The sequence below is a fragment of the Candidatus Nitrosocosmicus sp. R genome (genome assembly GCF_054408505.1).
Genome location: NZ_CP167090.1, coordinates 1,364,010 through 1,385,270 on the forward strand (window position 1 = coordinate 1,364,010; position 21,261 = coordinate 1,385,270).

At 32.7% G+C, this 21,261-nt stretch carries 20 protein-coding genes and 1 pseudogene; 8 read left to right on the forward strand and 13 right to left on the reverse strand.

Features of this window, described 5'->3' with window-relative positions:
* Positions 1-11: 11 nt before the first annotated feature.
* From AAGU22_RS07085 to AAGU22_RS07110, 6 genes are all read right to left on the reverse strand, one after another.
* Positions 12-1,448, reverse strand: coding sequence for an alkaline phosphatase family protein (locus AAGU22_RS07085; protein ID WP_458721490.1), 1,437 nt, complete (start codon positions 1,446-1,448; stop codon positions 12-14).
* A 1,447-nt stretch (positions 1,449-2,895) separates the two neighbouring features.
* On the reverse strand, positions 2,896-3,432 hold the full coding sequence (locus AAGU22_RS07090) for a hypothetical protein (protein WP_458721491.1): 537 nt from the start codon (positions 3,430-3,432) through the stop codon (positions 2,896-2,898).
* A gap of 131 nt (positions 3,433-3,563) precedes the next feature.
* Complete coding sequence (locus tag AAGU22_RS07095; RefSeq protein WP_458721492.1) at positions 3,564-4,499, reverse strand: UbiA family prenyltransferase; 936 nt, start codon at positions 4,497-4,499, stop codon at positions 3,564-3,566.
* A gap of 33 nt (positions 4,500-4,532) precedes the next feature.
* A complete protein-coding gene (locus AAGU22_RS07100) occupies positions 4,533-5,369 on the reverse strand; it encodes a sugar phosphate isomerase/epimerase family protein (protein WP_458721493.1) in 837 nt (278 codons plus the stop codon).
* A 165-nt stretch (positions 5,370-5,534) separates the two neighbouring features.
* Positions 5,535-6,722 (reverse strand): 6-bladed beta-propeller, encoded by a 1,188-nt coding sequence (locus AAGU22_RS07105; RefSeq protein WP_458721494.1) that lies wholly within the window; start codon positions 6,720-6,722, stop codon positions 5,535-5,537.
* Positions 6,723-7,174: 452 nt separating this feature from the next.
* Entirely contained in the window at positions 7,175-7,774 is a 600-nt protein-coding gene (locus AAGU22_RS07110) for a hypothetical protein (protein ID WP_458721495.1), read from the reverse strand.
* A gap of 474 nt (positions 7,775-8,248) precedes the next feature.
* Between AAGU22_RS07110 and AAGU22_RS07115 the strand changes: the two genes are divergently transcribed.
* Together AAGU22_RS07115 and AAGU22_RS07120 are read left to right on the forward strand one after the other, a co-directional pair.
* Positions 8,249-8,395 (forward strand): hypothetical protein, encoded by a 147-nt coding sequence (locus tag AAGU22_RS07115; RefSeq protein ID WP_458721496.1) that lies wholly within the window; start codon positions 8,249-8,251, stop codon positions 8,393-8,395.
* A 246-nt stretch (positions 8,396-8,641) separates the two neighbouring features.
* Complete coding sequence (locus AAGU22_RS07120) at positions 8,642-8,815, forward strand: hypothetical protein (protein ID WP_458721497.1); 174 nt, start codon at positions 8,642-8,644, stop codon at positions 8,813-8,815.
* Positions 8,816-9,339: 524 nt separating this feature from the next.
* On the opposite strand, the gene AAGU22_RS07125 is transcribed toward AAGU22_RS07120, so the two are convergent.
* Both AAGU22_RS07125 and AAGU22_RS07130 read right to left on the reverse strand, forming a co-directional pair.
* Entirely contained in the window at positions 9,340-10,125 is a 786-nt protein-coding gene (locus tag AAGU22_RS07125) for a hypothetical protein (protein WP_458721498.1), read from the reverse strand.
* A gap of 225 nt (positions 10,126-10,350) precedes the next feature.
* A complete protein-coding gene (locus tag AAGU22_RS07130) occupies positions 10,351-10,779 on the reverse strand; it encodes a hypothetical protein (RefSeq protein WP_458721499.1) in 429 nt (142 codons plus the stop codon).
* 655 nt (positions 10,780-11,434) lie between these two features.
* On the opposite strand from AAGU22_RS07130, the gene AAGU22_RS07135 reads away from it, so the two are divergent.
* Together AAGU22_RS07135 and AAGU22_RS07140 are read left to right on the forward strand one after the other, a co-directional pair.
* Entirely contained in the window at positions 11,435-11,692 is a 258-nt protein-coding gene (locus AAGU22_RS07135; protein WP_458721500.1) for a hypothetical protein, read from the forward strand.
* Between the two features lie 412 nt (positions 11,693-12,104).
* Positions 12,105-12,623 carry a hypothetical protein gene (locus tag AAGU22_RS07140; RefSeq protein ID WP_458721501.1) on the forward strand — a complete coding sequence of 173 codons (519 nt, stop codon included), beginning with the start codon at positions 12,105-12,107 and terminating at the stop codon, positions 12,621-12,623.
* A gap of 635 nt (positions 12,624-13,258) precedes the next feature.
* Here AAGU22_RS07140 and AAGU22_RS07145 read toward each other — a convergent pair.
* The 3 genes and pseudogenes from AAGU22_RS07145 to AAGU22_RS07155 form a co-directional block, all read right to left on the reverse strand.
* Positions 13,259-13,738: a DUF2299 family protein gene (locus tag AAGU22_RS07145; protein ID WP_458721502.1), complete on the reverse strand. Its 480-nt coding sequence runs from the start codon at positions 13,736-13,738 to the stop codon at positions 13,259-13,261.
* A gap of 802 nt (positions 13,739-14,540) precedes the next feature.
* Positions 14,541-15,097, reverse strand: a pseudogene (locus AAGU22_RS07150) (NAD-dependent epimerase/dehydratase family protein).
* A gap of 599 nt (positions 15,098-15,696) precedes the next feature.
* Positions 15,697-16,506 (reverse strand): TatD family hydrolase, encoded by an 810-nt coding sequence (locus AAGU22_RS07155; RefSeq protein WP_458721503.1) that lies wholly within the window; start codon positions 16,504-16,506, stop codon positions 15,697-15,699.
* Between the two features lie 69 nt (positions 16,507-16,575).
* Here AAGU22_RS07155 and AAGU22_RS07160 point away from each other — a divergent pair, with 69 nt between their 5' ends.
* A complete protein-coding gene (locus AAGU22_RS07160) occupies positions 16,576-17,646 on the forward strand; it encodes an alcohol dehydrogenase catalytic domain-containing protein (RefSeq protein ID WP_458721504.1) in 1,071 nt (356 codons plus the stop codon).
* Between the two features lie 194 nt (positions 17,647-17,840).
* On the opposite strand, the gene AAGU22_RS07165 is transcribed toward AAGU22_RS07160, so the two are convergent.
* Complete coding sequence (locus tag AAGU22_RS07165) at positions 17,841-18,230, reverse strand: hypothetical protein (protein ID WP_458721505.1); 390 nt, start codon at positions 18,228-18,230, stop codon at positions 17,841-17,843.
* 113 nt (positions 18,231-18,343) lie between these two features.
* Between AAGU22_RS07165 and AAGU22_RS07170 the strand changes: the two genes are divergently transcribed.
* On the forward strand, positions 18,344-19,117 hold the full coding sequence (locus AAGU22_RS07170; protein WP_458721506.1) for an SIMPL domain-containing protein: 774 nt from the start codon (positions 18,344-18,346) through the stop codon (positions 19,115-19,117).
* Positions 19,118-19,674: 557 nt separating this feature from the next.
* Positions 19,675-20,094, forward strand: a complete 420-nt coding sequence (locus AAGU22_RS07175; RefSeq protein ID WP_458721507.1) for a Trm112 family protein — start codon at positions 19,675-19,677, stop codon at positions 20,092-20,094.
* A gap of 297 nt (positions 20,095-20,391) precedes the next feature.
* On the opposite strand, the gene AAGU22_RS07180 is transcribed toward AAGU22_RS07175, so the two are convergent.
* The gene (locus AAGU22_RS07180) at positions 20,392-20,562 is read right to left on the reverse strand and encodes a hypothetical protein (protein ID WP_458721508.1); all 171 of its coding nucleotides are present in this window, start codon (positions 20,560-20,562) and stop codon (positions 20,392-20,394) included.
* 131 nt (positions 20,563-20,693) lie between these two features.
* Here AAGU22_RS07180 and AAGU22_RS07185 point away from each other — a divergent pair, with 131 nt between their 5' ends.
* Positions 20,694-20,936 carry a hypothetical protein gene (locus tag AAGU22_RS07185; RefSeq protein WP_458721509.1) on the forward strand — a complete coding sequence of 81 codons (243 nt, stop codon included), beginning with the start codon at positions 20,694-20,696 and terminating at the stop codon, positions 20,934-20,936.
* Positions 20,937-21,261 lie beyond the last annotated feature (325 nt).

The window sequence follows — 21,261 nt, forward strand, 5'->3', positions numbered from 1 at the left end:
TTCCTAACTTCTTAAATAAAGTTCTTTTTTACAATGTCAAAAATATCTAGGCAATTTATTACTGGACACCCGTCAAATTTCTCTTTTTTGATGTGTTCAATCTTTTTGTTTGATATGAAGGCTGATAATCCCTCTCCCGATTCAATATTATATGGTCGTCCATGGGAACCCTTTATTAGACGGGTATCTGTGGAGATGCATTTTCTTTTTGGGTCTATGAAAAGATCTAGAGGATCATAACCGGGTTTTCTGTGAATATCCACTGTTTTAGTAAAGCTAGGTGCATTGTCATTGCCATCATCAGTTTCAGTTTTATCCAAATTTGAGCTCTTATTTTTCTGTTCATCGTACCACCAATAGTAACTAAACCATTTATCCATTTCCGCTATTGCAATAAACTCTCCACTTCTTGAATGGTTTATGTGGAGTTTTTGTTTTTCTTCCTCATCACAAACTTTGTCGATTCCGGGAACACCTTCAATAGCAATCTTAATTTTTTCTTTGCTCATATTGTTTCTGTTGTTGATATAAATGTGCGCTATCTGATGATCTACCATTGCAAACGCATCACTATATTCATAGTCAATATACTCTTTTCCATTAATTGTTCTCACCTGAAGCAATCCCTTTTCTCTTAATATTCTATTTATTGGTATTGCATCTTTGACATCGTTAAATCCGTACTCAGAGAGCAATAGAAAATGAGTTTCATCAAGAATATCTGCTTCCTTGACCTTTTCTATAATGTTACCAACATAAATATCTATTTGCTTTAAATCATCGGTTACTTGGGAACTAGAATGCCCAGATTTTTGCGCAGTATAATCGAGTTGTGGAAAATATGCATACAACAAATTGGGACGATGGTTTTTGATAGTGTATTGAACAGATTTTGATATCCATTCTGAGGACTTTATGGATGCAAATGGGCCCCAATAATTCATCAGATTGAATTCGCCAACTTCTTTGCTTATTTCCTCGTAATAGTTAACCGGTTTAGAATAACACCACATATCCATCTGTCCATTTTCTAAATGGATAGGACGAGGAGTGACAATATAGTCATTGTTCGAATACATAGAATTTTGCCAGAATAATAGGGCTGTCTTAAGCATGTTATTTTTGTTTTTTAGTGTATCCCATATTTTTTCAGATTGTACCAGATTAGTAGATTGCTCCCAGAACAAAGTCTGGAAGTTTTCTCTATCGAAAAAACCATTTGAAATAATGCCATGTTCCTTTGGATATTTTCCTGTCAAAATACTAGCCTGTGCGGTACATGTAACTGAGGGAAACACTGGTTTCATGTATCCATATTCACCGTCGTTCTCAAACAAACTGGATATGTTAGGAAATATTTGTGCTGAAGATTCAATACGAGAAACTTCTAATCCCACGATATCTAAAATAACAAAATATTTTGAATTTTTATTGGTGTTGTTTGTCAAACAAGTGAATATATTGGTCATAGTATTTATTAATCAATACAAAATTCTGCTTGTATAGGTAATACAATAAAGACTAGGACACTAGTTTGCTTGTCCAATAATAATTTCATCGCCGTCATTATAGAGGAATACTAAATAGTGAATTTTACAGTACAAATCCATTTAATCCAATATTGTCAAAAAGAGAAAATTGGATGACATTAAAAAAAGAAGACCCGAAGACAGATCCAAAATTCGTTAGTTGTCTATGAAATGTGTATTAATCAATTTTTTGTATTTTTAAAAGTATCTCGCACTTGGGACAACTCAAGCCTAAGAACTTGAATAATAGGTCCCCATCCTCAAATTCTTCTGTTATTAGTTGGCTTAGATTTATTGATTCCTTACAAGATGGACATTTTGCCATATATAGGAGATATCGTAAGTTCTTATTTAAAACTAGTGAATTAAATTAATATAAACAATAAAACCAGGTTTTTTATGCTTGAAACATATACAATCGGTTTAATTCTTGTTGATGATATTATTACTTTTGATAATCAAGAAATTGTTTATATTATAGTTAGGTGCACCTAATATTGCATCTAATAAAGCATTGTTGTCAAGCAAAAACAACATCCAAATCCCTTGCTTGATATCCCAATGTCTTACCTTCAAACCAATACACGTCTGGAAAATCTGGAAGTTGTTGAAAGGGTCGGCATCACAGTACACCACGATTGGTATTATGGCGGAAAAAGGGTTGATATTTTAAATGTCACCCAATTTTCAACTTTCAACACATTCATTATTAAAATTAATCTTTATCTACTAAAACGGTCTTGTAGAGGGGCACTTACTAAGATGATAGGAAGAGCAATAGGATCATGACTTAATTACTATTCTCTACATACAAAAATATGAAAGGCTATCAAAAGCTAACTATTATTACAGCTATTCTAGGACTCATTATTCCCTTTATCGGGCTCTTTTTGTATTTTCTGATAAATAGTCTTTGTTGGAATCCCAATATTAGCCCTTTTTGTTGGTTGGGCTCTACTAATAGCAATAGCTATAATAACAATAAACGTAGGAGCTATTGTTGCTGCATTTAAGATTAAAAATAATAAAATCGTTGGAGGTATCTTGATAGCGTGTGGAGTAATGCTTTTCGCTCTTATTCAATGGTTCGCAATACCAGCATTGGCATTATTTGTTATTGCAGGAATATTGGCCATACGAGAAAAAAACCCACTAAGTAATCTCAAAAGGGACAATATAACACCATAGAAAGTTCTTTTATCTATAGGTATTAGTATTTTGCGAACCTTCACCTTATTTTTTTGAAATATACTATGAAAAAATGCGTACCAAAATTCTATTGAGTTGATGTGCAAACAAAGAATAATAATAAAATTACCGTACTTTATTTACTATTAGTTCTTAAAGTCAAACCAATGATTTTTTTCTATTCTTCACTCATTTCCTTTGCAGCATCTTCACATTCAGACATTTCCCCGATGCCTGATGATCCTTTCTTCTCACTACAATTATTGATATTATAATAGTGAATTCCGTTATTGTCAGTTAGGTATTTGCCTCTTTGTGGAGAATCCGATGAGGTATCATTATTTGTACCTTCACTACTAACATTTTCCTTTAAAGTATCATCAGAGGAGGTAAAATCACTTTCATTTTTCACTAAAGGTGAGCTGGTATTAATAGAGGACAATGCATTTGTTTGATGAGAACTTTGCCCAGTTACATTATTATTCTTACTATTAGAATTTGTAATTAAGTTTGAACCCTCATTTGGAATGATAATTGTCGTTATTGGATTACTTTCAAAACTACTTGTTGAAGAATTTGAAAATGTTGAATTCTTCTCAGGTAAGAAAGAAGAAGCATGACTGTTGGGATCATTTGGTGGCCAGGTAAAGATAAAAGCCGATGTTAAAAAACAGCATAGAGTTACAAGTAAAGTCAAATTAATAGTTCTATTCATGTTGAATACACTTCGTGAAAGCCCATTTAAAAAAATTTGTAATTTAAGCACTTTAACTGATATACTTATATCTAGTCAGATCGTAAATTAGGATGAAAAATAAGAAATTATAATTTAATCTATGTACTCCCTCAAGTCATGCTAATCCATTTACCAAGTATTATGCACGGAATTGTAAGTAATGCTACACTTGACCCGCTGAGTAGACCAGCTTCACCAGCTATGAATGCGCAATCCAGAATTATAAGCAGAATTAGCATGTGTTTGACCATGAATCTTATCACTGATTCGCCTTGGCTGTGGTCCATTTTGGAAGCTCGATTAAAAAGTAAATTGATCAAGACCAAGAAGAATAGGATGAAAATCAGGAAATCCAATTTATAGGGTATTAAAATTATTGCTAGTGATAAAGAGAAAAGCAGAAATACAAGATATATGATTTGAATTTTTTGAATATTTAGGACTTTTTTGACTCTTAAAAATTCTCTTGTTGTTTCGCTTTTGCTAAGAGAGGTCAGGATGAAGATATGAAAATACACGGCACAAGATGCCAAAGCAAGTAATAGAAAAGAGCTAAGACCCGTGCTATAATTGGATAGGTCAAATACAAAACTGGCGCCATAAATAACATTCAATGCTCGTATTCCTGCCATCAAATATGGTCTGAAAAATCCATTCTTGATTTTATAATTATAAGATATTATACCTATAATGAGTAACAATGATATTCCAAGAGCAGACTGATTAACAAATGATGCAAGGATTAATCCCAAACTAAACATTAGGATGGTCAAAAGTAATGCATTTGTTTTTCTTATACTGCCTGAGGGCAGTGGTCTAGTAGGTCTTTCTAGTCTATCCACTTTGATATCAAATATATCATTTGAGACCATACCTCCAAGGTATAAAAAAATGGAAGAAAAAATCAAAATTACGAGATCGGAAATACTGTGACCAGTCGAAGAACTTAAGTTGGTGGATACTGCTAAAAATCCTACAATAATGTCTGGTGGAACCGTGAAAACATTAGAAATTCGAAGGAGCTTTAGATAGGGATTTTGAAGCATGATCGTTCATCCAAATATTTTAAGTAACATAATCTAGATTGAATTAATATACCTTATCGATTCTAAAGCAGCATCAATTGGGTTAGTCTTATAAGGGTAGAGTTCGACAGTTACATATCCATTATAGCCTATTTCGACCATTTTCGCAAAAACAGATTTGAAATCAATCGATCCATGACCAGGGATCAAATGGAAATGTTTTCTGTTTTTTATGTCGGCCATATGAAAATGTTCGATATAGGCTTGCAATTTGAGAATTAAAGCACTTGGGTCCTCATTCACACAGTAAAAATGACCAATATCAAAATTTAATTTCAAAAATTCAGAATCAAATTCCTTCATAAAATGCAAAAATTCAGTCGAAGATTCAATCAATAATTCAGGTTCTGGTTCAATTAATACCTTTATCTGCTTTTTTTCAGCATGAGGAAGAACATCTCTTATTCCCGTCGCAAAAAGATCTAAATACTTGTCTCTTTTTGTATGCACCTCGATTGGTCCCCCTGGCTCTATAGAAATATTTTTTGCACCTAGTTTTTCAGCTAGGTTAATGCAATCTACAGTATGTTTTATGCGGAGCTCACGGACGTCTTCTGCATTTTCTATCCAGGAAGGATGATATGTATCACCTAAACCAAATAAAGTAAAAGCATTTAGATTGGAAATTTCTATTCTATTACGAATTAGCGAATTACTGATTTCCTTAATTTTATTTTCATTCAATTTTGGTGGATATGCATGAGGAACGTCACACAATATCTCGACACCATCATAACCTATTTTGGAAATTTCTTCTATTGATTGGGTTAATGAATAATTGGTAAAGGCGTTAGTGCTAAAAGCAAACTTCACAAAAAAAATTATTTTCATTGGGTTAAATAGTTATGTAGTAATTAAGGTAGAGTATCATCTTTGAATATTTAGACCCATATTTGCTCCTGTATAAAATAGATTATCTAATATTTTGTAAAAGGTATAGACATAAAATGAGAGTTAATAAAACCAGTGTTTAATTAATAAAATTAGTGAAAAATATTACGATACCACAATACTGTGAGGATCAAGAAATTGATCGTTATTGCTTCCTCCGGATCCCCATGTTGTCAAGAATTCACCATCGCTATCAAATTTTTGAACTCTGAAGTTTAGTTGCTCAACTACATAAACGTTTCCTTCAGAATCTACCGCCACATCATGGGGGCTAGCTAGTTGTCCGCTAGCTGATCCTTTTGATCCCCATGTTGTCAAGAATTCACCATCGCTATCAAATTTTTGGATTCGACTATTGCCGGCATCTACTACATAAATATTATCATTTTTATCTATGTCCAGGCCAGCAGGCTTCTTGAATTGACCTTCATTTTCACCAGTAATACCCCATTTAGAGATAAAGTTACCTTCGCTATCAAACTTTTGAACGTTATTATTATCAGTATCTGTAACATATATGTTCTCCAAAGAATCTATAGCAACTCCTTCAGGGGCATTGAATTGACCGTCGCCAGTACCGATGGAACCCCATTTATAGAGGAAGTTACCTTCGCTATCAAACTTTTGAATATTAAAGTTTGCCATATCACTTACGTAGGAGTTGCCAGCAGAATCCAATTTGATGGTATGAGGATGCATGAATTGACCGTCGCCAGTACCGATGGAACCCCATTTATAGAGGAAGTTACCTTCGCTATCAAACTTTTGAACGTTATTATTATCCATATCGACGATGTAAACATTCCCTTCTTTGTCCACATCTACTCCATGAGGTACTCCAAATTGACCATCCGCTTTGCCTTTGGTGCCCCATTTAGATATAAAGTCACCTTGATTATTGAATTTCTGAACTCGAATATTAGCATAGTCGACCACATATACATTACCATCACTGCTACTGGTAGTAGGAGCACTTTTTTCTCCAATCCCATTACCTTTGGAATCAATGGCAGATGAAATTTTATCTTTTTCTTTAGTAGCAGATTTTTCTAACGGATTCTGAAATGTTGGTTTTATTATTTCTTTCACTTGAGAATCTACTTTTTCATCTATATCACCTAGTTCTAAAAGCGAGCCTTCCATGTTTGATGGCATGTCTGAATATGGAGTGCTAAAGGATAAAGATGGTAATTGGAAATCAGTGCTTTGTGCAAAAATATCATCATAACCGAATAAAATCAAGCTTCCACCTACTATGGAATATAGAAGTAACAATGATACCAGAATATTCACAAGGATTTACTGTTAAATTTATTATTATATGATTGGGAATAAAACACAATTATTATCCATATGACAAATTTTCGATAAAATGGATTATTTAAATGAGTTAGGAGATTTTGCGCTAACATTCTAATAGTCATCATTTGATGTCTTTGAATGTTATTGAAAATCGCATGCTTTTAGGGATGGTGTTTTCGTATAGGTATTTGAAAATGGTTGCTATGAAGCACATGAGAAAGATGTTTTTTTCATCCTAGGGATTAGAAAAACGGTATATAATGGTGAATAAGTCTCGACAGAACAATGTTAATTTTTCTTTTAGACTAAGAATCTAATTAACAAAATTGAGATGCAGTAGTTTTGCAAGAACAATATAGTTTGGATCTAAGGCTTAAAATTTAAACAAATAGATTCTGATAAAATTTGTATTAAAGGAATTAAGAGCTAATAGAAATTCGGTATTAGGGAAGAAAATAGATCGAAACTAAATCCTGATGATTGTAATTGTAATTAACATTTGATGCAGTTTGAACGTAGTTCTGGATAGCATCAAATCCAATCGAATGGGCAGACATGCTTCCACTACCTCCACTTGCAATGATATTTAACATAAATAGTGTCAGTATAAAACCAGCTACTACAGCAGCTAGAATTATTATCTTAAATTTCATTGTTCCAAGTGTCATTTTACTTTTCTGGTCAGGAGAGGATGGTGTAGAAACTGGAGCACTAACTGTCCCATTATTGGCGGGAGTAGAATCCTTTAATTCTTCTTGGAGAACTCGCATTCTCTCTGCATGCTTGGATGTATTAAGCACTGGAACCTTTTTAACCATCGATCCATCAATTTTTGATCTGTGTATCTCATAAAGTATTAGATTTTTCCCTTCCTTTGACCTCTGATTAAATAAATCTAAGGCCTCTTCATAATTTGGAAGTTCTATGGTAGAAATATTTTTAAATTTCCCAACAATTTCTATTAAGTATTTTTTTGTTATCTCAGTATCATCTTTAGGGTCCAAATTAGAATCACTATTATTTTTATCATCGATCCCTTCCATTTTTCATTTTCCTACCTTGTCTAATATAAAACTAAATATATCTAGTATTTACGCTAATTGGATTAAAAAAATTGATAATTGTATTCTTGCGTGAGATTGGGAAGAATGGAAACAAGATAAAGGAAAGATTGTATGATAGTGAAAGACTGCATATCTAGAGTCAACCTGCAGTATTGAGTTATTCGGAAGATAACTGAAATGATTTCAACGATATTGGTCATAACGTCATAGCCATTTTTTCTCTGAAGAAATGGTATCCTTTCAAACATCTTCAAAATGAAAATAGTAGTAAAATTGTTAAGATCAAATAATAAATTTTTGCTTATTGAAGGAAGGTTTTACTCAAAAACATAAAAATTTAGAAAAATATTAACCCATCAAGAGTATGCAAATTATAATTGTTCGGCTGCTGGACAGATCTTCTTAATCGACCTATTTAATGCTTATATTTACAAATGCTGTATAGTTGTTAATATGGGGACAACTGGCGAACCAGCTAACAAACCATCTTCTGATAATACATGCCACCTTTGCGGAATTACATTTAGAAACAAGGATGAAAAAGAAGAGCACATAAAGCTTGAACATTCAGAACATAAACAGCCTAGTGGAGTTTCTTAAATTTCATCCTCATATTTTGATTATTGAAATAATTTATTTTTTCCCTTTTAGGAAGGGCCACCTTAAATTAAGAATTTGAACAAATTGGTGGAGATGAGACTCCATATGAAGACTTGAAAGGTTAATTAAATCGATAAAATTGAGGATTTATCTATATTATACCTTTATTCCCTGAGCTATCAAATCCTTATTGTTTAATTTGGTAAAAAAGTAACCAGTTTTATAGTTTATTGGACTAAAACGAGCATGAAAAAGCAAAGAAAAAAAATCAAGTTAGGTACAGTAGGAGGTGAAGAAAAGTCATTACAAAAAAACTCAAGTATTGAAAGACAGGGTTTAAACCCCGTCCATAGCAAAAGACACGATTTGCAAACCGCAGACGAAATACTGCAATATATGCAGGAAGAGGAAAAATACTAACCAAAATTCTTCCCTTTTTTAGTGAATCGGTAATATCCCCTCCCCTCTAAAAATGTAGTCGAACTAATCATATTCACAACTTTTTATTTTTTGCAAAAATTTCCTAAAGAGAATCGCGAATTACATCAAAATTGACGATATTAAGAGAATTATTAGTGATTCATTATTTCGTAAGTGATACCCAGGTCATCATCTTTCTCTTCGATAATTATCAAAAATAATATAAAAATCAAAATTAAGTCAAATAACCTTTATTCGTCACCGTTGTTTTCCTTTTTATTGTTTTCCTCATCTTTGTTTCTTATTATTAGTACATTAAAGATTATTGGATTCAGTCCCGCAGCAGTCAACAATTTTTTATTTATTTCTTGTTGGAGATGTCGGGTTACTTCAATTGAAAAAGACGTTTGTATAAGTGATTCAGATTCGTTACTGCGTCGGAATAATATTCTTCCAACTCCTGCTTTTTTACCTTTACTCTTTCGATTTGTATTTTTAGATTATTAGAAATGGACGTACTCTGATTAATAGCCAAATGAATATTTTTTAAACTCTAATTTTTCTATAAATCGTTGCCAGTATTCGTTCCCATTAAGGGTACCATTTTTAATTACACCGTTACCATTCTTTCTAAGTGCAAGATCATCAATAAAATTGGAATTCTTGAAAGATAGCACCAAACTATTTATGTTAAGAATGTCTTCGTTTGTTACACCACATCTGTTAAGATGGATAATGGTTAGGCTTACAACGCCCTGTAATTTTAAATACCATTCATATTCTGGAACTTCAGCCTGAAGTTTCTCCATTCTTGCCTTAAGATTATTTATTGTGCTTTCAAATCCTAGTTTATTATCGTATTGTTTTTCCACATCGTTGAGAAATCTGGGCAATGCTTCCCAGTCAGTTATTTTGTTAGCTCTAGAGATTTCTCTTAATGTGTTTAATAGCTTTTTGAGTTCCTTAAGTCCAAGGCCTCTCTCAAGTAATTCCTTATAGGTATTCAAGGACTGGGTTGAATACCTAAGGTTTTCCTGTAGAGAGTCAATTTCTTCGAGGAGGATATCTCTTTTGTGTGTATTCAAATCAATTATACTTTGAACTTTCTCTTTCTCTTCTCTCAATGATTCGATCTGTTTATAATCTTTGATATTATCGAGCACATTGTAGTGATATGTCTTGAAATCTACAATTGCCCTTGCAAAGGAGCCGAATTCCTCTCCGATATCTATGCCGTATTCATATTCTAGTTCTTGCATAAGGGACTTATACCATGAATAATACTTCATGATATTTCGCTCTTTTATCATAGTTTTTTCTAGGTTAGAGACAATAGTGTTCTTGTGTTGAATTGCCTTTTTGATTTCTCTCGAAAGTTTGATCCAGGCTTGTTGCAGTCTTTGAAATTCTAGCTTCCCCTTTTCAAGATAATGTCAATTTTAGAAATTAAGGATATTTGGTTTTTTTTGATCATTACGATACTATTTTTTGGAAAATTTGTTGCGTCATCGATAGGTGTACCGTCAGCATTCGATTCAATTGTATTGGAATTGAAGGCAAAAAAGCCAAATTCTAACAAGTCGTCCATCTATCTTACTATGATAGCGGGATCTATGATGAATTTTACAATTATCATAAAGATTACCTACAAAGTGATAAAAACTGTCTCTGAGGGTTGCGGCATCTCTAACAGATTTTTTTCCAGCACTTTCATCATCTGTAATCCCTGTATTCTCCTCCAGGCGGGTATATTTAAAATGAGTATTATCATCAAAATAAAGCGCCTGACCAATATCTAATTCGTCTGAGAATCCGAAGCTAGACAAGATTTTGATAAATTTAACCCCTTGAACACATTGATCTATGGTCAACCCTGATTTGGTTACGAAGACAGAGAATTCTCGTATAGAATCAATAGCTGGGACAGCAATCCGGTCCTTCCACCTTTTAATAATGTTAAACACGGTTCCCTTTGAAATTTGATTCTGTTTCGATATTTTTTCATAGAAATTTCAATTCAGATATCCTTCTATAACGGATTTTTCTGATGCTTTCAAATCGTCACTCATATAAGTTGACATTTATTTAAAGTATTCAAATTCTTGTTCAATTTGTTCAAATAATTACTTAACCTAAAATCTATAGCAAAGCAGAGGATTGAAGCCCACCAATAATACTTGCAGATCATATCAATATGAAAGTCTAGACATGTTCTCTCCTGGTGCCTACGCAATGATTATTACATTACTAAAATCGGTTTTTCTACTCTTGACAAAATAAAGTAGGATATTGCCATGTACCTTATTATCTTTCTTGGAAATTTAGCTTTTATCATGGTAAGGATATTTGACTAAACCGACATCAATATATTTAGGCACAAGAAAATTAAATATTTGATTTTGTTTTTTCTATCTAAATGATTAAGCTGTTAGAGGAGTAAGATGGATATAATCTGAGAATTCAACGAGTAATTCCCATCAATCAGAAAAAAGTGATGAGGTAAAATATTACCAGTTTGTTTATGCTTGTTGACATTTGATATATGGGAATTAATTATAGTAAGATTATTTCAGAATCTGCTTAAACAATTCACTTATACAATACTAAGAACATACACACATGAATAATAAAATTCAATTATCGATCTTGTCAATCTTTATTGCAGCAGCATTAGTGGGTTCAACAGTAACATTTGGAGATAATATGGCATTTGCAACCAAAAAAAGTAGCAACGACGGAGCACAATTTTTAGGCCAATTATCAGAAACAGGTCAATTTTCAGAATGTGCAACAGACAACAATACGCTTGCATCATGTAACAACGTAGGCCTATCTATAAACGCACAAGATGGTAACAACGCAGCAGGCCAACAATAACCTTTTATTTTAAATTAGTATTGCCACATCTTATTTTTTTAAACCCAAAAATTTTATAATAGAATCAAAATCATCAAAAATAGAAAATCTTGGATATACAATTAGAATATTTGAAATAATAGTATTAGATTGATTGAGTTCTATCAAGTTTATCAGTAATTCAACCGCCAGAAGTAAGTTTCTTTGAGAGCAGTCCCTTATTAGTGAATAATTAGTTAGGAGTTACAAGATCCCTTTTTCATTGATTACCTAATACACGGAAATCCATTTGCTTAGTCTTTTAAGTGCTATATAAAGAAATTCTAAAACTATTCCATAACAAATTAATGAATAGAATGAACAGAAATAATTACTCTGATAATCTTAACAAATTGTTATATCATATTTTCATAATATACAATATAAGACTAAAATGTTAAGGTCAAAGCATACAAAAAAAACTGCACTATTAGTTGTAGCAGTATTTGCGACAGTATTGATTATGGGTCCATCTATATCCGGAATAAATAGCGTATTAGCGAAACAAAAGTACAATGATTGGGAAGACTGTAGAGATGATCACAGTAAGAACTGGTGCAAGAATTACTTTAGGCACCATAACGATAATAACAATGGTAATGGTAACAAGGCTTCTCAAGGATTAGGTCAATCACAGTCCTCTAGTCAAAATTCTCAATGTGTTTCCGGCGGCAGTACTAGTTCTTCATGTAACAACATAAACGTCCAAAACCAACAGAACAGTGGAAACAATGCATTGGCACAAGATGGAAATGGAAAGGGTGGCAACAAAGCTAGTCAAGGAATAGGTCAATCACAGTCCTCTAGTCAAAATAGCCAGGTTGTGTCAGGCGGGAATACAGTCGGTTCTGGCAACAATTTTAATTTCCAAAACCAGGTCAATACCGGCAATAATGCATTAGCACAAAGATAAGCCTAGTCTCATCTCCTTTTTTTTGAAAAAATTAATCCTTTTTGAGGAATATCATATAATATTCTAGTTTAAAGACTGAACACATCAAGCCAATTCATAAAAAAACTTAGATACAATTCTTCTAACAAATTTGAAATTTTACTCATGTACTTCTAAATAGGATTGATCATATCATTAAGCTCGAAAATAATTAATTTATCGAAAAAACCTCACAATTCAAATCGCTGATAAATACGAATTGATTGTTAGCAGATAATTTATTAATGGCTTTAATGGAAGTGATTAAGTAGATAAATTAGTAACTATTATTAAGCAATAGACTTATCAAAATTAGGGAATCAAGTTTTTTTAATTCTTGTTTCTATCCATGTCCTTATTTCCTTATTTCCTTATTTCCTTATTTCCTTATTTCCTTATTTCCTTATTTCCTTATTTCCTATTTTGAACATTCAATAAATTCAAATTAAAGCAAAACATCAGATAACAAGATTAAATCCGGAACAAGTCTGAGTTTTGGATTGTTTTATTTCCAAATGTCATCAGATTTATGTGATAGACCAATGCGATTCAAAAAAAGGTTTTCCTAATAATGAATTATTTAGGCAACAGAATAACTACAATTTAACATTTTGAGGCTACTCTTGATAATCAAGAGCAAACTTATCAAATTCTAGAGCTGTTATCAAACATGCTCTAGCTACGGTATGGACAGCCTGCATAAATAATTCCCGCGTCAGGTTATCAAAGAACAAGGGGTACAGCAAAGTGAGACCAATGGAATTACCCTCATTGTTAGTTTGTAATGAACAAAATACACCCACCTTCAGTAAATCCATCGTCAATTGTGTTTGAAAATCATTAATTACATCATTAGCCCTATTTTGTAGAATTTTACCGTCCTCAGTTAGAAGACGAGGTCTAGATATGATTTCAATTCGCCCCATGTCAGTTTTATAAAGATAAACACTGATTTTGAAATCTTCGAAATAACTCGTATTAATAATGGATACCGTATTATCATCATCTAATGTTTCGTCCACGTTACAAATTGGGTCCTTTTTGAGCCAATCTACTATTTTCTCATAATGTGGATTAACATTTTTTGCTTCAGACATTATTATAGTATGATATTATACTATATTAAGAACTTCTATTTGTATTGAGGCTAGCTCCCACTCTGGTATACTTTTTTTTGAATAACAAACAAAAATTGTCACAAGTGATTTTAGAAACCCCCATATTTTTTTTTAGTTCCCACACTATTGATTCTTGATTTCATTTACTTGGTTACAGAACATTTATGAGCCATTAGAATAAAATTAGGGATCTAAGGTAAATTCTTTCCGCCTTTTTTATTTAGGGACTAAAAATATTGATTTTTTGTTGTGAGCGAATTCATGTTGTTTCTAATGTATGATCTTTATTTATAAGCAAAGATGTGAAAAGGATTGAAATATTTCTGTATTGATGCACCTTATGCAAGGAACTGGACGTAAGCGAATACAGGTATACACATTGCATTAATTGTGATACAGTATACAAATTTTTTTGTCTAAGGGATTGAAATCATCATATATAGAACCTTCGAAAAATAACAAGTCAAAAATAGTATCTCTACATAATAATTTGCTAAATCATAGACTCCTTTGCGATAGTGTATTGTTGAAATTTCTCTGTTTGATAGGATTGACTTCAATAAAAAAAATACAACCAAGAAGAAATATCAGGATAACTCTTTCTAAATTTTCCTACTAGCTCTTTGGCAATCTATTGCAAACCCATAATAATGTTCTAAAAATGCTATGAATTTGTTCAACCTAATGATCTAAACATGGATGAGCGATGAAGATGAATAAGATCTCACAAAACTTTCAAGTCCATCTCGGAGATCTATTCTTGGATAGTTCCTAACAAGTTTCAGGCTTTAGATATATCCGAAAGATTTCTAAGAATATCTCCCGCCCGAGCGTCAGTGTACTTTGGATAAATTTCTTTCTTGCCAAATGTGTTCTTTGCAATCTGAACTAGATCTAAAATTGAGGTAAGAACTCCGGTTCCGATATTAAAAATATCACCCACAGGGTTGTTAGACTCCATAGAGAGAATATTGGCATATATTATGTTTTTGATATTTACAAAATCCCTAGTCTGGGACCCATCGCCATAAATAATAGGGGCTAGATTGTTTATCAACCTATCAATAAAAATCGTTATTACTCCGCTATACTCATTATTACTTTGTCTAGAACCATATACATTGAAATATCGTATGAGACGCATTTTAGCCCATAAGTTTTCCAATAACCATGAAGATAGTTTTCCACGGATATCTTTGAAGCCCCATATGGAGAGGTTGGTTTGCAAGCTAATTCTACCCTTAATACATCGTTGGGTAGATCCCCATAGACAGATGAGGATGATACAAAAAAAATCTTTTTTACACCATAATTCACACAGAAATCAATTACCTTCATAGGGATGCTACGTTTGAATCAAATACATTTTCAGGATTTTTGACTGATTCTGTGACACTTGTTATTGAAGCTTCATGAAATATGATATCTAAATCCTTTAAATCTTTCAAAAAATCATGAATTTGGGAAATATCTCCACGTAAAATATGCAACTTTGGGTTCGAAAAATATGTTTTAAATTATCCAATTTACCTCTAGAAAAATTATCAATTATAAATGTTTCAAATCCTCTCTTTAGTAATTCATCAACATTATAACTACGATAAATCCTGCTCCACCAGTAACAAGAACTCGTTGAATTGATCCCAAAGCTACATGTAGACTATTCGAATTATAAAAACGTCCTTATTCAGGATAAAATAAATTCAAATGTATTAAATCAATTATATTTTAGTTGGGTTATTCAAAATGTTCTCCATATTTATAATACTAATAGTACAATCATGTAAAAATTAGACGGTCGATCTATCTTAGATTTGGTAAAAAGATCGTGGTTTTTTTATTCTTATTCATGAGTTAAAGTTGATTTCACTTTATAAAATTGAGGGATGATCAAGATCACCATTTTATTACATAAACACATCTAGAGACTAAAGTCGTTAGGGTCTCCATGTAAATTTTTCTGATTGTTTATAGAATTCATATGCATTTAGGAATGTAACTCTTTCAATATCTAGTGAAGAACATTTATTTTTTCTCATTTCTCTTGCTGTCATGGGTACACTTAGTGGATCAGATATTCCCCAATCTGCTGCGCTATTAACCATTATGCGCTCGCTTCCGTTTTTATTTACTATACCGATGACCCGATCTGGAGATAGCTTCGAAACCGGATAAACTGATAGGCCAGCCCAAGCACCCATGTCTAAAGTCATCTTAATTGTCTCTTCGGTATTGTGATCAATCAGTATCTTATCAAAATCATAATTTCCATTCTCAAATATTCTCTTCATTTTTCTCATACCTTCAGCCTTATTTTGATGTGGCAAATGTATCATAGTAAGCATACTTTCATTTCTACAGGCTTCCAATTGCTTCACAAAAATTTCCTCCTCAAGTACGTTGATAAGGTTGTATCCAATCTCACCAAGAGCAACTACTCGTTCTCTTTTTAGGAATTCCCCCTCTATCATAGCATTATATGCGTCTATTGCTAAAGGTCTTTCTACCGATTCTTTTGGATTAACTGAAATGCAGGTGAAGTGTTCTATGCCATGCTCTTTGGCCCTTTTCGTTTCAAAGGTGATCATGTGCTCCCAATAATCTATAAAAGTACCAACACTTGTGCGGGGTGCTCCTAGCCAAAATGATGGCTGAACTATAACCTCGATACCGGCAGTTGACATTTTATCATAGTCATCAGTCGTCCTTGAATACATATGAATATGTGGGTCGAAAAATCGTGCCATTCTATATTAGTTCCAAATTAAATATATATACAATAATGACACGAGTAGATATAAAAAATTGATCTACCAATGAATGCCGCACTTTACTATGGACCTAATGATATAAAAATTGAAAATATAGATATAAATACGAAATCTCAGGACGAAATAATTTTAAAGATTCTAACATGTTCGGTTTGTAGCTATGATGTTAGGACATTCAGAAATGGAAGTTTTAAGGTAACTCCTCCTGTTATTTTAGGTCACGAGATTTGTGCTGAGACTCTTTCTGATTATAGAGGAAAAAACTTTACTATCAAGTCCAATTCGAGAGTATCCATTTATCCAATAGTCCCATGTTTTGAATGCTGGTTTTGTAAGAATAGGAAATACAACTTATGTTCAAACTTAAAGGAAATTGGCTCTACTATTAATGGTGGATTTGCTGAATATATTAAAGTTCCAACTAAAATATTTGAAATCGGAGGAATAGTACCAGTACCTGAAGAAATATCTAATGAGGAGGCTTCATTGATTGAACCTCTGGCTTGTTGTATAAATGGCATTAATCAGATAAAAAATTTGGACTTTGAGTCCATCATAATTATTGGTGATGGTCCCATTGGACTCATGCAATTAATGTTGTTAAAGAAAATATTCCCCAAATCAAAAATAACCATAATTGGTAAAATTAATCATAGATTAGAATCGGCAAGAAGGATTGGAGCTGATAAAATCATACAAATCAAGGATAATTATTTAGATCACGATTTGGCCTCAATAAAGGAAATGAATGGACACAGATCTCCAAATTTAGTTTTTATTTCTAACAATAATCCAAACTCAATAAATCTCGCTTTAAAATTAGTCAATAAGAATGGGAAAATTATGATTTTTTCAGGTATAAAAAAGATAGATGACAAAGGGACGACCAAATTAATTAGTATCGATCCCAACTTTATACATTATGAACAGATATCAATTTATGGTAGTTTTAGTTCAAATCCAGAGAACTTGCGAGAGGCAATGAGTCTTGTAAGTAGCAATGAAATAAGATTGAAGGAATTGATAACTCATATTTTTACTCTAAAAGAAATTGAAAAAGCGATAAAAACGGCCGAGTCTTTCGAGGGACTGAAGTCAATAATAAATAAATTTTGAATCAATATATTTAATGTAGTCTCTATGAGAATCCCTGAATCATATTCCGATTATTCCTCAACCGGGTATATTAATTTTGGCATTGAAACCATGAACTAGTCCTCTCACATAAGAACGCATTTCATACTGTTAGTTAATGAAAATGGGCCAGATTTGATTCAAAGGTCTATATTGAGCATAATTGGAAGAAAGAATTATCTTTTCCCTTTAGATCTTATTCCATAATACCTTCTTACATGAGGTCTGTACATATAATAAATGATGATAGCGTTATACAGTACTCCAAAAATGGAAACGAACTGTCCATTTACAACATTTAGTAAATACCCAGCAGCACCAAATCCTGACAATACTAGCAGTAGTTTCCATGACCAGTTTTTCCGCATATACAACCCATAGGCAGTTAGTAATGATGCTGCTCCCAAAATTAACAAAAATGTGGGTCCCATAAGATAAATTCCGCCTAGCGGCATTAACAGATTAAATGCATAAATGGACATCATTACAAGCAATGCACCACTAATTATCGTAAGTATAGTGATTATCAAAATTCCTCTAGGAAGCTTTTGGTTTATTTTTTCCATTTTTTAATCTAAAAGTTGTGGGAATATAACTTTTTAACAAATGATTCAAAAATCTTCTAATAAATTGATAATAATAATAAATCTTAAATAAGAATAATATCACAATTTTTTTTATGGATTTTAATAAAAAATTATACCCGATTCTAACGCTGATTATTATACTTCCGATTTCTGTGATGACTTCAAATATCTCTATCGTTGATGCTCAGAGTTTTGTAATTCCCGAAGAAAAACCTACAATTTCAACAACTGGAAGCGCAGAAAAAGAAATTCCTTCTGATGAGTCTAGAATATCTTTGGCAGTCGAAAATATTAATGCAAATCCCAATACAGCTAGAAAAAATAATGCTGACAAGATGAATACAATAATAAATGTCCTAAAGCAAGCCGGGCTTTCAGATGAAAACATTACTACATCTAACTACCAGATAACACCTAATTACGACTATGAAAACAGCAATTATGACAGAATAATATCCTATACCGCTCTTAATAAAATAGAACTAAAAACCTTAGCAAATGCAAATATCTCCAAATTCATTGATCTAGCCGTTAATAATGGTGCAAATAGGGTTGAAAACATTGACTTTGTAATTTCAAAGAAAACATTGGATGAGAATAGTATGGAATTATTAAAAGATGCTTTTAGAAATGCCAAACAAAAAGCCGAAATTTTGGGTACGGAAGGCAACTTTACAATCGCAGGAGTGAAAAAAATTGATACAAGTTCTGAAGGAGGATATACCCCACCAGTCTATTTCTACGACAATTATGCTGGAGACGCTGCCAAAAAAATGCCGTCACCTTCCACTCAGATAATCCCTCAAAAAAACCAGATAACTGTAACCCTGCCTGTGATATTTTACATAGGTAACCAGACCCAATAAGCAACGCGTTATTCTCTTTGGTCGGATCAAACTTGGGTAATGACCTTGATATTGGAGAATTCGGGCCAAAATAATATTTCATTTCCATTATCCGCCGGTTTTAGTCCGCGAGGTAACACGGGAATATTTGAAAAGCCGATAACTACCAACTAAATAAATTACTATGCAACTCCCCATTATAGAAAAAATCCATAGATTTGAAAAAAGGAGAAAATAACCCGATTCTCTTAGATATACCATTAAAAAATAAATAGTAGATTTATCCCAACAATCAGAGTCTATGCTATTGATTCATTTTTGGTTCTTTCATATCGATAGGTTAGGTGACGACTCAAGATGTTCTTTTTATACGTAGAATGAATTGTATATCAAATGGGCATAACAATGCTTACAGACAAAAATACATGTTAAAAAACGACCGTAGAATGTTTTGTAAATCGCGGCAAATACCACAGCCTACCATACATTAAAGATAATCGTTCCAACTTCCTAGTTGAAAAAAGGATGTGATCAAATATTAAATAATTAAATTATATTATTTCCCATTGTGAATAATCATGAATAAAAAACTCTTAGATATTCTTGTATGTCCATTTGACAAGGTATCTAGTCTCGAGCTATTTCAGTTTAAGGCTAAAGCAAGATTTGCTAGTGTTAATACAATCTCAAATAACGAGGGTAAAGATACTAAAAATCCCTTAACAAGTGAGAATGAAAATGGTAGAAAAATGAACGATGCAAGTACAAGTCCAATAAGTAATTCTGCTTCAGATATGAACAAAGGGGCCACTGAGATTGTTGAGGAGGGCCTGTTGCTTTGTAGGTCATGTCTTAGATTTTATCCCATAACTGAAGAGATCCCAATAATTCTACCAGACGAACTTAGAGATAAGAAAAAAGACTTGGAATTTTTAAAGACATGGAGTGAATCAATTCCGAATGATCTCTTAAAGAATCTAAAACCATGGACAGTATGAAAGTAAAAAAAGCGTATCCGGAAATCTAAGCTTCAAATTAAATACTGTTGCCATATTTCTATTATTCATAGAATAACATCATAATCTCAAAATGCAACTCGAGAAAAGAATGCTAAAGGGATAAAGAAAGACTAAATCTCACCCACATCACAAATATTTGTCAGGTTTATTCATCGTGACGTTTGTTCTCAGCGATTTGCTCTCAGTGATCATTGCGAATTACATTCAAAACCTGACTTAATTTTATTCTCTCATTTTCAAAAATGTCCTTGTCATCCTCTTTTTCATATGGAAGTTTTAATAGTCTTTGATAGGCTTAAGATGTGCTTGCCGTAGTTCTTCCTTATTCAAGCATAATGCTTGAGCGGATTCTATAAAGTGGTAAGTAATATTTCTGTTTTTTCTGTAATTACCACCAGTCGATTTGGCTTCAACTAAAAACGGTATTTCTGTTTTGATTATGTTCATACAAATTGCACCGTTAAAAAAGTTCAACTTAGTGTATAACGGTAGTCAAGGATCAAAATTTTTTATACCATTTGATAATACATCCATTATTGCACAGGATATTAATTCTATCAATATTCGGCATCCTAGTTTTGTCAACTTTTCTTGCATCTTACTTCGAAAACAACTTTCTTACCATTTCAGCATCCATCGTTAGTGCCAAAGACCAACTAATGCCATTTGACTTGAAAGATATGGTTGATGTAGGACAGGCTCAAAATGAATCCGCAGAGAATTCCTCAGATACAGGTACATATGACGATCAAGACAATACGGTAGATTGCGATATGCCTCCATGCCCACCAGGACAAGCCTGCATACAAAGCTGCCCCTGATTGTTTGAATCCTGCTGCGCCTACAGAACTTTAATATTTTTGTAATTGCCAATCGTTTTATAACAGAATGTATCAGGTGATACAGGAGAAGACTATTTTTCACAAAAAAAGTGGAAATTAATGTTCACTTTCATCACATGCACAGTACCCGTGTCCAATTCCATCGCAAGAATGGATAGATTAGAATCCCTATCAGTTAACAGTACACTACCAGTAGTTAAAAGCCTGCTAAAGGATAGTTAAAGTAAAGGATCGAATGGCTATCAATTACAGCAAAAAAAAATTGTCAGCTGAAGCAGCATTTGTTGGTAATTCATAAATTAAG